Origin of the sequence: Sporosarcina luteola, assembly GCF_007991495.1 — a bacterium.
GTDB classification, from domain to species: domain Bacteria; phylum Bacillota; class Bacilli; order Bacillales_A; family Planococcaceae; genus Sporosarcina; species Sporosarcina luteola.
Genome location: NZ_BJYL01000063.1, coordinates 1 through 11300 on the forward strand (window position 1 = coordinate 1; position 11300 = coordinate 11300).

The window sequence follows — 11300 nt, forward strand, 5'->3', positions numbered from 1 at the left end:
TCACTCCCTCCTACTCGATTTTTCCGCCTGAGTTCCGCATATCCTTAACTAAACGGGGGTGACAATTTGTATTATCCATATATCCGCCAACAAGTCGAGAAACCTTCCCGGCTGATTACAGTGGTGGGACACGGTGAAGTTTCGGCAGAGCCGGACATCGCAACGATTCAATTGGAAATCAATACATTAAGCAAAGAACTGCATGAAGCGCAGCAACAAAATACAACGCTCATGAATCAAGTAATCCAGTCTTTGTATCAGTTAGGTATTCCGAAAGTAAATATTCAAACGGTATTTTACTCTGTTGTGCCAAGTTATGATTATATTAACGGGGAACAGATATTCAGGGGTTATGAAGTGACGAATGCGATCGCGGTTACGATAACGGATATCCAACAAGTTGGGAATGTTATTGATACTGCTGTGTCGAATGGAGCAAATCGAGTTTCAAATGTACAATTTTCCGTTGAGAATATTGAACTACATAAACAAGAAGCCATTGCCAAAGCTTTGCAAAATGCAGAGATGAAAGCCCGTACAGTTGCCAATACACTGCATCTGCAAATGTATCCACAGCCTATCAAGGTTATGGAAATCGAGAATGGAGGTCAGCCGACTGCATTTAAAGCTGTGGCCATGTCAAATAGTGGGACTCCGATTGAGGGAGGACAAATTAGCATTACATCTACTATGAGAGTTCAATATGAATATTGACACCAGTGAAAACCGTCCAGAAAGTCAAAAGCCTGACTATCTGGACGGTTTTTTGTTCAACGTTTATAGAGAGTGGGGCATATCCCAGGAGGTGGCGATCATAGTTGAATATCCACGCTCATAGGCTTCTGTCCCACGCTTATAGGAATGCTTTCCCTCATTCAAAGCTAACTGTTCCGCGTCTTCGAATCTGTAAATTTTCCAAGAAGCTCTATTTAAACGGTGGAATATTAGGAACTGGCAGGTTTTTTAGCTGTCTTTGTGGAAAGTAATAGGACAGTCGAAATTTAGGAGGAGAGAAGATGGAATACTTCGTTGAGCGCGTTAATGACTTGCATGTATTGGATATTGAGCAACTAGTACAGGAAAGTGAGAGGGAAGGCTATCGTTTTGTCACTCGCTTGGTTACTGAATTTGAAGATGGAACGAATACATTTTCGAAACCAGGTGAAGGACTCTTTTGTGTAGTAACTAAAGACGCTGAAGTAGTCGCCATTGGTGGCATTAACGAATCATCGCTTACGCAAGACAGAGATGTTGCCCGTCTCCAAAGATTTTACGTCTTGGACAAAGTTCGTCGCCAAGGAGTTGGGACGATGCTGACACAGTCGATTATTGATTATGCGAAAGATCATTTTAAAGAAATAACCGTTCGGACAGAATCCGCAAAAGCAGATGCTTTTTATCGGGCATGCGGGTTTGAATTTGATGATTCCGCTTCTGAAACGACACATATTATGAGGTTTGACGACAAGGAGTGAGCACCAGACATGCACGTAATTGAATTCGGCAATAGGGAAGCACCGCTCCTCGTTTTTCTCCATGGGGGCGGTGTGGGCGGTTGGATGTGGGATCAGCAGGCAGAGTATTTTAAGGACTATCATTGTCTCATACCGACCCTTCAAGGGCATGGGCGCAGATGCGATGAAACATCTTTTACCATTCGGGGAAATGCGTTGGAGATCATTGAATTGATTCAGCAGAAGAAAGATGAAAAGGAAGTACATATAATAGGGTTTTCCATAGGGGCTCAAATCTGTTTAGAGATTATAAGCCTTGCGCCAACCCTCATTCGTTCCGCGATGATCAACAGCGCGGTTGTCATTCCGATGAAGTACATGCTCCCTTTCATTGCCCCGACAATAAAGATGACATTTCCACTCATCAAAAACAAAACGTTCGCCAAAGCCCAAGCGAAACAGCTTTATATGGATGGAAAGTATTTCACGAAATACTATGAGGATAGCTTGAAAATGAAGCCATCCATTCTTATTGGCGTTCTAAAGGAAAATATGGCATATTCACTTCCTGAGAAATTATCTAAAAGTACTACCCGAATCTTAGTGACTGCAGGTGAAAAAGAAAAAAGTCTTGTCAAGAACTCCGCACAGAAAATAGCCGAGGAGAATGAACATTATGAATCCTTTTTCGTCCCTAATATTGGACACGGATTTCCAGTAGCCAAAGCAGAACTATTCAATCACGTATTGGAGGATTGGATTCTACATCAAAAAGTACATAAGTTGTAGTGGAGGGAAAATAGTTGGGGAAATGGAGAGTATTGAACAGCGAATATACATTTAAATCGCCGTTCGGAAATTTGAGGAACGATACTTGTGAAATGCCTGATGGCACAGTGATTGAAAATTATTATGTGAATGAATATGCGGATTGGGTGAACGCAATCGTATTGACGGAGGACGAAGAAATTGTTCTTGTAGAGCAATATCGCCATCCTGGCAATGATTTTTATCTTGAAGTACCAGCAGGAAAAGTGGAGGAAGGAGAAACGTATGAGGAGGCAATTCGACGTGAGATCCGCGAAGAGACTGGATATGTTTCGGAACAAGCGCTGATTCCTTTGGGCGAGTTCATGGTCAATCCCGCCACACAGACGAACAATGTCATAACCTTTTTAATGTTTGATGCAAAACTTACACATGTGCAAGAACTGGATGAAACCGAGGTTCTGGAAGTAAAACATTTCCCTTTTGCTGGCATGGGAGAAATGATACGAAACAAGGAGATCACACAGTTATTTACAGTGAGTGCATATCATTTGGCAATAGATTTCATTAGAAATGGAAGAGATGAAGATTGAAAAATAAATGTGACCACGTCCTCGTTATCGGAGGCACTGGCATGCTCGCAGGAGTATCGATCTTCTTAGCAAAGGAAGGATATTCCGTTTCTATAATCGGACGGACACCTGCAAAATTTGATCGATTAAAATCAGAGAGTCCTCCCGGTTCGATTTTTTTAATCCAAGTTGACTATCATTCAGAAGAGCTTTTCACAGAAATTGAGAAAGCGATTGCTGAACAAGGACCGTTTAAATTAATCGTAAGCTGGACTCCTAATTATCAAGCACTTGAGCGGATTTGTGAAATGAATGATCGAGCAAATTCATTCCGCCTCGTTCATGTAAAAGGAAGTCGTCGGTATTTTGAAGATGAGGAGATCGTGATTCCTGCTAATTGCACGTATGAAAAAGTGTTCTTAGGCTTTGTATTGGAAGGAGAAACTTCCAGATGGCTAACAAATGATGAGATTTCAAATGGCGTCATCCAGCAAATCAAGAGTAAGGGGGATGAAAGAATCGTCGGCCAACTCATTCCCTATAGCGCAAGACCGAGGTAGAACGGAGAGTGAAGCAACAATGCTAAAGCGCAAATACGGCAGTCGATATGATTGGAAGCGGATTGTGGATAGGAGATATGCAGAACAATATATTTCCACAACACAATTCACTGGATACGTGACGCTGCTTGAAATGGATAATGTAGCTGCCCCTCTTTTTATGACATATAAAGGACGAGGAGTGTGCATCGCAAATAAGGGATACAGCTGGCTGCAGCATTTTCCTGATGGAGAGCAATTTTCCGTGACAACAGTGTTTGATTCAACCGGCCAAATTGTCCAATGGTATATCGATATTTGCAGAGAGAATGGCTATTGTCTAACGAATGGACCATGGATGGATGATTTGTTTTTGGATCTGATCATTCTGCCTAGCGGGGAAATAATAGAGAAGGATATTGACGAATTAGAGGAAGCGCTCAATAGCCAACTAATATCAGACGATGAGTTTGCGCTTGCTTGGGCAGAGTTTGACCGCATTAAAACATTGGCAGCCCAAAACAGATTCGAGCTTCTTGGGCTTACAAAAGAGCATTTATTAATCCTAAAGGGTGAACAATCATGAGTAATCTATTAAAAGCGATCGAGCTGCGAAGTGAGGGGAAGCTCACTGAATCGAATGAAATGCTGACGGCGATGGCAAAAGATGATCCGAAAAGTGCTGAAATCAATTATCAATGTGCATGGAGTTTTGACGTTTTGGGAAAGGAAGCGGAAGCCGTTCCTTACTATGAAAAAGCACTTCGATTGGGGCTGAACGATGAGGATTCCTTAGGTGCAACTATTGGACTCGGAAGTACATATCGAACATTGGGCAGCTATAAAAAGTCAAAGGCTGTCTTTGAAAGTGGGCTAGACCGTTTTCCGGAAAACAATGCATTGAAAACGTTCTATGCTATGACATTATATAACTTAGGCGAGCATTCACAAGCAATGGAAATTGTCCTTACTTTGCTTGTTAAGACTTCAAATGATCACGACATTCTATCTTATAATAGAGCACTTGGATTCTATGCGGATAAGCTAGATAAAACATGGTAATAAAAGTTTACACAAAGGAATGAAAGAAATGGAAGAAAGATTTCAAGTTACAGATATAGAACGAGAAAAAGTGTTGAAAAGCTATTTTAGAAAAGGATTAAATGGACCGCTAGATACGTTTCCAAGCAAAGACAAAAGAAAATACATCATTGCCCAAGAAATAATTACGCGGTTTGAAGTTGGAAAAGTGTATTTGGAAAGAGAGATAAACGAGATTCTTAAAGAAATCCATCCTGATTTTGCGACCATTCGACGTTTTTTCATCGATTATGGCTTCATGAATCGGAGCGATGATGGGAAGGAGTATTGGATTGGAAATAAGTAAACTAGATAAAAGTAATCAAGGTGAAGTGAATAAAATAAACACATTTATTAATAAAGTGTTTTGTGAGAATAGAGATTTGAAGGAGCAGATGGACAGTAGCATTTCCGCCAAATTCCATAAAGGTATTTATTCAGTACAAAAAGACGAAGAAATACTTGTTGTAGCTTCCACCCATAAATCTACTTGGCATCCAAATTGTATATATATCAGTCTTGCTTATAATCTGGATAGGATCGATGAATTAGCTCTTCAATCCATGATTACTGAGCTAATGGACATATATGATCAACCATTGTTTTTCCTGCTAGATAACAGATTTTATCAAGTTAAAGAGCTATTAACTCGAAATCACTTCAGAATGATTAGAAAGACAGAGATTATACATATCAATCCAATTCTGCCCAAAGGTGAAATAGGGCAAGATGAACAAATTTTATCAGTCAGAGAGATATGTACGAACGAAGCAATAATGCACAGTTTTGTTCAGTTATGTAAAAAGACATATACAGAAACACACACTGACAACCCTGTTGCAAACTTGCCGATTGAGAGTTGGAGACGAGCAGCAATGGATGGATTGATGGAAGAACATAGCTATGTCATTGTAAACGGCATGCAAGTTACGGGCTTCAGTCTTATGTATAAGTACGATGAGAAAGTTTGGGAGTTGGGATGGATAGGTGTTGATGAAATTTCAAGAATTAATGACTTGGATAAATTGATTCATAAACAACTAGAAGACGCCGCAAAGAACAGAATTTCATTCATTGAAAAAGAAGTGGACTCCACTTGTCCATATTCGCTTCATATTTGTGACTCCGTAGAGTCTGAAGTGGCAGAAACATTATATGCATATATGAAATGAGGTAAAAAGAATGAAAATCATAATAGAATCACCAAGAAATACGAAAGATTTGGCCGCTTACCTTGCGAAAATGAATACAGAGACGAGCTATCATATCGGCTATTGCGGAGAAGCTAAAGATGAAATATACGATACACTCACAAGCGATTTTTCGGACATAGATTTGGCGAATTCCTTTATGGTTGCTTATGAGAAAGAAGAAATCATAGGCGCCATCGGTCTAGATATCGATTTGGAAGACAGGAGTGCGGAAGTATGGGGCCCCTTCGTGAGTGAGGCGTTTAAACAAACTGATCTTGTTAATGGGCTGTGGGAGAAAGTAACTGCACATACCTCATCCCAAGTCGATCAGTATAATTTTTTCCTCAACCTTGAAAACATATATGCTAAAGAATTTGCCGTTTCGCTGAAGGGAGAAGCAAAGGGGGAACATACAGTTTTAATCGCCAGGAAAAGTGAGTCGAAAAAAGTCATTGATGAAGGAGTTGTCGATTACAATTCTGCCTATGCAGAAGGATTTGCAGAATTACACGGACAAGCTTTTCCCTCCACTTATTATAGCGCGCAAACGATTCTTAGTCGATTAAGTGAACAAAATCAGTTGTTCATTACGACTAGTGACGAACAATTGACAGGCTATGTCTACATTGAAGCTGAACCTCAGCATGGCGAAGGCTCTATCGAATACATTGCAGTTTCGAATCAATTCCATCGACAGGGTATTGGCAAAAAACTGCTGACTTTTGCGTTGGATCGATTGTTTACATACGAGGAAATTGAAGAAGTCTCTTTATGCGTTGATAACGAAAATGAGAAGGCAATAAGACTTTATCAATCGGCTGGATTTAAAGTGAAGCATGAATTGGTTCATGTAAAGATCGACAAAAAGGCAGTCGCATTATGATTTATAAAGAGGAGGATATTATCCGCTTGATTTCTGAAGACGAGTGGATGATGGATATTTTACGAAGTGCACAGTCTTTGAATTTACCAGATTGGTGGGTGTGCGCTGGATTCGTGCGATCGAAAATCTGGGATGTACTCCATGAATTTAATGAAAGAACACCTTTGCCGGATATTGATGTGATTTATTTTGATGAATCAAATGTGGAAGAGGAAATAGAAAAACGCTATGAAAATAGATTAAAGCTGCTTCAGCGTGCTATTCCATGGTCTGTAAAAAATCAAGCAAGAATGCATAGCGTGAACAATGATATTCCTTACTCATCATCCACTGAAGCAATTGCCAAATTTCCAGAAACAGCTACAGCATTGGGCGTGAAACTGGATGAACAAGGAAATGTGATATTGACTGCCCCACACGGAATTGAAGATGTCGTCAACTTCAACATAAGGCCAACACCATACTTTAGTGAAGAAGAAGAGCGCATTGGTTATTATCATCAACGAGTTGGCAAGAAAAATTGGAATTCAATATGGCATAAGGTTGAAATAGTACAAATGGAAAAGCAAAACGAGGAGAATACTCCATGAAATTTACGATAAAGAATTCATTATTTACAGCGATAGTTTCGGAATTGCATAAAATATGCTCGACTAAAAGTCTGCTCCCGATCCTTTCTGGAATTAAAATTGAAGCAAACAAGGACAGTTTAATTCTTACTGGTGGCAACTCAGATTTATTCATTGAAAAGAGAATCCCTTTGCACATAAATGGGGAGACGGTAGTTGAGGTGCAGGAAGTGGGAAATGTAGTTGTATTGTCAAGGCATTTTGTGACCCTCTTGAAAAAACTGCCGGACGAAATTGAAATATCATCGGACGATATGCAAAAGGTGCTTATTAAGTCGGGTAATATTGTGACGAGAATGAATGGCTTACGTGCAGTCGATTATCCAAAACTGCCTGAAATTAAAATAATACATTCAGTTGAAGTTGACTTTGCTTCATTAACAGAAGTGATCAAACAAACTATTTTTGCAGTTTCTAAAAGTGAAGCAAAACCGATACTTACTGGCTTGAAAATGGAGTTTATAAAGAACAAACTTATTTGCACCGCAACTGACTCGCATCGCTTATCGTGTAGAGAGTTAAAAATCACTTTCCTTGAAGAGGCTCATTCAGTGGTTGTTCCAAGTAAAAGCTTGGCAGAACTCGTACATTTGAAGGGATCTGGCTCTGCTACAGTACATATTTCGATAGCGGATAATATGATTGTGTTTTCCGCAGAGAACACGATTTTGTATTCTGTGTTAATTGAAGGGAAGTATCCTAACACCCAGACATTAATTCCCACAGACTTTGTTACGAGGATTACGATGAACACGAAGGAATTAATAGCAGGGATTGACCGGGCTTGCGTTTTCTCCGAGGAATGGAAGCATAACAATGTGCAGTTGACGATGATTGACAATAGCATTTTAAAAATAACAACAAACTCGGCAGGAGTCGGAACGATCGAAGAAAGACAAAGAATAAGCAAGGTTGAGGGTTTGCCCGCTATTGATATGACCTTCGATGGCCGGTTTTTTCTTGAAGCATTAAAAGGGATACAGCAAGAAGAGGTGACAATCAGTTTTTGTGGAGTGATGAAACCAGCAGTCATTAGGCCAGAAAGTGACGTTTCTTACATGCAATTGATTTCACCACTTCGAACTTAATTCAGGGAGGGCTTGGAAATGGGCTATATTGAAGACTTGCGAAAGGTAGTTGGACATCGGCCGTTGATATTCGTCGGTTCGGTTATAGTCGTTGTTGATGAACAGGGCAGGTTATTGTTACAGCAACGGAAGTTCCCGGAAGGTGCTTGGGGAATTCCAGGAGGGTTGATGGAATTAGGAGAATCTACGGAAGAAGTGGCAAGGCGTGAACTTTTTGAGGAGACTCGGCTGCGAGTAGATGAACTGACATTGATCAATGTTTATTCCGGTCACGAACATTTCATAAGAGCGGCAAATGGTGATGAGTTTTATGTTGTAACAACGGCCTATTATGCAGAAGGTGCAATAGGGGAATTAGTAGTCGATCAGGCTGAATCGATTACATTTACATACTTTCATCCTGATGAGTTGCCAGAGAATATCGTTAAAAGCCATAAGGAAATATTGGATGAATTTCTATTGAAGCATTATTCATTTTTGAGTGCGGTTAACTAGTCTTCTGGAAATAACAGATAAGGAGTTCAACTAATGAATCAATTAGCAAAGGATTATTGGGAGCAATTTTGGGGAGAAGAGGAACATCCTGCACTAGTCAGTGCATGGATGTTTGGCGAAGCGGTAGATGAACTAGCTCAGGCAGTCATCGACGGAAGGAAGACGGCGACTTGTTCAGCGCTTAAATTATATGAACTGGAAAATGAACCGGTACCGGTAATTGACGAGTACAGTATAATCCTAAATAGCTTAGAAGAGCCAGTTGCAATTATTAAAACGGTGGATGTATCCGTCATACCGATGAATGAAGTGACGGAAGAGTTTGCTTTGGCGGAGGGTGATGGATCGTACCGGAATTGGAAGGAGATTCATGAGCGCTACTTTAAGCGTGAGCTAGGCAAAGTTGGATTAGAGTTCACCGAAGATGTACTGCTTGTCTGTGAACGATTTGAGTTGGTTGATGTGAAACTCCAGGTCTAAACTTTGTCTTCAAGAATAGATCCATAAGAGGCGGTTGAGTTTCGATAGTAATTCACTTGGATGAAATTACAGGGAAAAAGATTCCCACAATGCATATTAATAAAAGCCTGATTTCCCTTGAAATAGAGAAATTAGGCTCTTCTTTATTCGTAATTGTTTTCATGAAACAAGTTTCAGACCAATGGCTGCTCCTAACACCATTCCTATAAATACAACTCGTTTCCAGTCTTTTGATTCCCCGAAAAAGATCATCCCTAAAACCGCTCCGCCAGATGCCCCAATTCCTGTCCAGATTGCGTATGCTGTACCCATCGGCAGTGTTTTCATCGAATAGGCTAGAAAGATAAAACTTGCTCCAAACCCTGCAAACAATAAAGCCAAGGATTGCCAATTTTGATCTTTATGCAATTTATTGATCATGACAACGCCAAACATTTCACATAAGCCTGCCAAGATTAATGAAATCCATGCCATTATGATTCAGCCCCTTCCCGAACATTGTCCGCTGTAACTAGTTTCAAGCCAACGACACCTGCTAATAAAACTACGATCAATAGTACTTTTTCTACTTTAAATGGCTCCCCGAAAATTAGTATTTCGGAAAAGACAGTTCCTGCTGTACCGAGACCGACAAAAACGGCGTATACCGTTCCGACGGGGAGCTTCCGTCCTGCCATGATCATAAGATAGAAGCTGACAAAAATTGCGATAGCCGTACCTGTCCAAGCCCAGAAGTCATATGCGTGTTTTAGACCGATCACCCAAAAGACTTCGAAGAAAGCTGCAATGACTACTTTGATCCATTCTTTATTCATTTACTAGACACCTCCAAAAGTAATAAAAAAACAAAAAAAGCCTGAGAGACAACTGATAAACAGTTTCTCCCAGGCTTTTATCCTTCCGTGACACAGCTGAACTGTGAGTTTTCTCTCGGACCAGGCCAACAATCGGTTGCGGAACCCTAGAAAACATTTGTACTTATACAATTGCTTTAGATTATACGTAAATTCATGAATAAGTCAAGGGCTGTATATCGAAACGGAAATCAAAAAAAGTTATCGATCATTTCCTGAAGGTTTTCGGTCATTTCCCGAGATTTATCGATCATTTGCTGACATATATCGATCATTTCCCGGAAGTTATCGGTCATTTCCCGATATATATCGTCGTTTTGTGACTTTGGGACTACTCTTTTTAGACTTTTAATAACTTCAGATTAAAAAAACTCCTTAAGGGCATACTTGACACGACACTTAAAGGTGTCGTATTATTAAATTCAAATAGGACACCCTTGAGTGTCGCTTCGAAAGATCAGGGGGAGAGTGATCTTGAACGAGAAAAAACCTACTAGAGATGTATATGAAGCGGTTGCGGATCCAACTCGGAGGAAATTACTTCAATTGCTGGCCGACGTGGAAGAATCACCTCTTAATGAACTAACTATCCATTTCGAAATAGGACGTACTGCAGTTTCAAAACATTTGGCAATCTTAAAAGAGGCGGGACTCGTGACGAGTAGAAAAGTTGGAAGGGAAACACGGTTTAAATTGAACGCCAGCCCACTTAAAGAAATCCAAGATTGGGTGGCATTCTACAACAAATTCTGGAGGGCACGACTGTCTCGCCTAAACCAACTATTAGAGGAGGAAGAAGAATGAATTTATCATTAACAATGGATTTTCAATACAACAAATCAATCGACAAGGTGTGGCATGCATTAACAGATTCGAATATGCTTGAAAAGTGGATTTGGAAGAACGACTTTAAACCTGTCGTTGGATACAAATTTACTTTCCGCGCAGAGCCAAGTGAATGGTGGGATGGAATCGTAAAGGGTGAAGTTTTAGAAGTGGACGAGCCGAATAAGATTTCCTATACATGGGGGACGGGTCATGAAGAGCATGTCGTCACGTGGACGTTAACAGAAACGCCAGATGGAAACACAAATCTTCACCTTGACCAAACCGGCATCCATACTGAAGACGGGTTAAAAGGTGCACAATATGGCTGGACAAATATGTCGGAGGAACTTACAAAAGTATTAGAGGAACAGTAAAAAATCCTTCTGAACCATTTGATTATAGGGCGCTTTCCAAAACAAGGAAAGCGCCATTTTTAA

At 40.3% G+C, this 11300-nt stretch carries 18 protein-coding genes and 1 riboswitch; of the genes, 16 read left to right on the top strand and 2 right to left on the bottom strand.

Annotation, left to right across the window (positions count from 1 at the left end; translation table 11 throughout):
- Window positions 1-66: 66 nt before the first annotated feature.
- The 14 genes from SLU01_RS17340 to SLU01_RS17405 all read left to right on the top strand — a co-directional run bounded on the left by SLU01_RS17340 (window position 67) and on the right by SLU01_RS17405 (window position 9181).
- On the top strand, window positions 67-714 hold the full coding sequence (locus tag SLU01_RS17340; RefSeq protein WP_147060693.1) for an SIMPL domain-containing protein: 648 nt from the start codon (window positions 67-69) through the stop codon (window positions 712-714).
- A 302-nt stretch (window positions 715-1016) separates the two neighbouring features.
- A complete protein-coding gene (locus SLU01_RS17345; protein WP_147060695.1) occupies window positions 1017-1475 on the top strand; it encodes a GNAT family N-acetyltransferase in 459 nt (152 codons plus the stop codon).
- Between the two features lie 9 nt (window positions 1476-1484).
- Window positions 1485-2243 carry an alpha/beta fold hydrolase gene (locus SLU01_RS17350; protein ID WP_147060697.1) on the top strand — a complete coding sequence of 253 codons (759 nt, stop codon included), beginning with the start codon at window positions 1485-1487 and terminating at the stop codon, window positions 2241-2243.
- Window positions 2244-2257: 14 nt separating this feature from the next.
- Window positions 2258-2815: an NUDIX hydrolase gene (locus SLU01_RS17355; RefSeq protein WP_246111035.1), complete on the top strand. Its 558-nt coding sequence runs from the start codon at window positions 2258-2260 to the stop codon at window positions 2813-2815.
- A complete protein-coding gene (locus tag SLU01_RS17360) occupies window positions 2812-3354 on the top strand; it encodes a Rossmann-fold NAD(P)-binding domain-containing protein (RefSeq protein ID WP_147060700.1) in 543 nt (180 codons plus the stop codon). The genes SLU01_RS17355 and SLU01_RS17360 overlap by 4 nt, the downstream gene beginning before the upstream one ends.
- Window positions 3305-3919, top strand: a complete 615-nt coding sequence (locus SLU01_RS17365; RefSeq protein WP_246111036.1) for a ribonuclease FAU-1 family protein — start codon at window positions 3305-3307, stop codon at window positions 3917-3919. The genes SLU01_RS17360 and SLU01_RS17365 overlap by 50 nt, the downstream gene beginning before the upstream one ends.
- Complete coding sequence (locus SLU01_RS17370) at window positions 3916-4395, top strand: tetratricopeptide repeat protein (protein ID WP_147060704.1); 480 nt, start codon at window positions 3916-3918, stop codon at window positions 4393-4395. Before SLU01_RS17365 ends, SLU01_RS17370 begins: the two co-directional genes overlap by 4 nt.
- A gap of 28 nt (window positions 4396-4423) precedes the next feature.
- Window positions 4424-4720, top strand: coding sequence for a DUF2087 domain-containing protein (locus SLU01_RS17375; protein WP_147060706.1), 297 nt, complete (start codon window positions 4424-4426; stop codon window positions 4718-4720).
- On the top strand, window positions 4707-5585 hold the full coding sequence (locus tag SLU01_RS17380; RefSeq protein WP_147060708.1) for a hypothetical protein: 879 nt from the start codon (window positions 4707-4709) through the stop codon (window positions 5583-5585). The genes SLU01_RS17375 and SLU01_RS17380 overlap by 14 nt, the downstream gene beginning before the upstream one ends.
- A 10-nt stretch (window positions 5586-5595) precedes the next feature.
- Window positions 5596-6489 carry a GNAT family N-acetyltransferase gene (locus SLU01_RS17385; RefSeq protein ID WP_147060710.1) on the top strand — a complete coding sequence of 298 codons (894 nt, stop codon included), beginning with the start codon at window positions 5596-5598 and terminating at the stop codon, window positions 6487-6489.
- Window positions 6486-7079 carry a nucleotidyltransferase family protein gene (locus tag SLU01_RS17390; protein ID WP_147060712.1) on the top strand — a complete coding sequence of 198 codons (594 nt, stop codon included), beginning with the start codon at window positions 6486-6488 and terminating at the stop codon, window positions 7077-7079. The genes SLU01_RS17385 and SLU01_RS17390 overlap by 4 nt, the downstream gene beginning before the upstream one ends.
- Window positions 7076-8206: a DNA polymerase III subunit beta gene (gene dnaN, locus SLU01_RS17395; protein WP_147060714.1), complete on the top strand. Its 1131-nt coding sequence runs from the start codon at window positions 7076-7078 to the stop codon at window positions 8204-8206. Before SLU01_RS17390 ends, dnaN begins: the two co-directional genes overlap by 4 nt.
- A gap of 18 nt (window positions 8207-8224) precedes the next feature.
- Complete coding sequence (locus tag SLU01_RS17400) at window positions 8225-8701, top strand: NUDIX hydrolase (RefSeq protein WP_147060716.1); 477 nt, start codon at window positions 8225-8227, stop codon at window positions 8699-8701.
- Between the two features lie 33 nt (window positions 8702-8734).
- Entirely contained in the window at window positions 8735-9181 is a 447-nt protein-coding gene (locus SLU01_RS17405) for an ASCH domain-containing protein (RefSeq protein ID WP_147060718.1), read from the top strand.
- A 159-nt stretch (window positions 9182-9340) separates the two neighbouring features.
- Here the strand turns inward: SLU01_RS17405 and SLU01_RS17410 are convergent, their stop codons facing one another.
- Both SLU01_RS17410 and SLU01_RS17415 read right to left on the bottom strand, forming a co-directional pair.
- The gene (locus tag SLU01_RS17410; RefSeq protein WP_147060720.1) at window positions 9341-9655 is read right to left on the bottom strand and encodes a DMT family transporter; all 315 of its coding nucleotides are present in this window, start codon (window positions 9653-9655) and stop codon (window positions 9341-9343) included.
- Window positions 9655-9996 carry a DMT family transporter gene (locus SLU01_RS17415; protein WP_147060722.1) on the bottom strand — a complete coding sequence of 114 codons (342 nt, stop codon included), beginning with the start codon at window positions 9994-9996 and terminating at the stop codon, window positions 9655-9657. Before SLU01_RS17415 ends, SLU01_RS17410 begins: the two co-directional genes overlap by 1 nt.
- Window positions 9997-10060: 64 nt before the next feature.
- Window positions 10061-10157, bottom strand: a riboswitch (guanidine-I (ykkC/yxkD leader).
- 352 nt (window positions 10158-10509) lie between these two features.
- On the opposite strand from SLU01_RS17415, the gene SLU01_RS17420 reads away from it, so the two are divergent.
- On the top strand, window positions 10510-10839 hold the full coding sequence (locus tag SLU01_RS17420) for an ArsR/SmtB family transcription factor (RefSeq protein WP_147060724.1): 330 nt from the start codon (window positions 10510-10512) through the stop codon (window positions 10837-10839).
- Window positions 10836-11237 carry an SRPBCC family protein gene (locus SLU01_RS17425; RefSeq protein ID WP_147060727.1) on the top strand — a complete coding sequence of 134 codons (402 nt, stop codon included), beginning with the start codon at window positions 10836-10838 and terminating at the stop codon, window positions 11235-11237. Before SLU01_RS17420 ends, SLU01_RS17425 begins: the two co-directional genes overlap by 4 nt.
- The last annotated feature ends 63 nt before the right edge of the window (window positions 11238-11300 follow it).